We start from the raw sequence: 622 nt of genomic DNA on the forward strand, positions 1-622 counted from the left end.
TCAACGGCCGCGCCGACGACCGCGGTCGGGAGGAGGAATGGGCCTCGCCAGGCTACACCTCCGTCGAACTGATCTCGGACCTGCTCAATAACAATCAGATCAAGGTCTTGGTCTACGACAAGGACGGAAAAGCGCATATCCATCAGGAAAATACCGCCCTGGCCCTGCTCAAGGCGAAAGCGATCACCGCCGAATTCTCCGACTGGGTCTACAAGGACGGCGGCCGCCGCAACCAGCTGGTCGAGATCTTCAACGAAAAATTCAACACGCGCGTCAACCGCCAGCACGACGGCGCCCACCTGATCCTGCCAGGTAAAGTACCTGACGCGGTCATCCAGATGCGCCGGCACCAGAAAAATACCATCTGGCGCGGTATCAGCGAGCGCTTCATGCTCATCGACCACGCCGTCGGCGCCGGCAAGACGTTTACCGCCATCGCCCGCGCCATGGAGCGTCGGCGCATGGGCCTGTCGCAAAAGCCCGCGATCGTCGTTCCAAACCACATGATCGAGCAGTTCACGACCGACGTCTACCGCCTCTACCCTGGCGCCAAGGTGCTGGCCGCTGGGAAGAAGGATTTTGAAAAGAGCCGCCGGCGCAAGCTGTTCGCCAAGATCGCCAC

Annotated in this window: 1 protein-coding gene; it reads left to right on the forward strand. The window is 60.9% G+C overall.

Annotated elements, in window-relative coordinates; genetic code table 11:
- The coding region (locus tag F2P46_RS36115; RefSeq protein ID WP_368737996.1) for a DEAD/DEAH box helicase family protein at positions 1 to 622 on the forward strand (622 nt) is incomplete at both ends.

Source organism: Massilia sp. CCM 8734 (assembly GCF_011682155.1).
GTDB classification, from domain to species: Bacteria; Pseudomonadota; Gammaproteobacteria; order Burkholderiales; family Burkholderiaceae_D; genus Telluria_A; species Telluria_A rubra.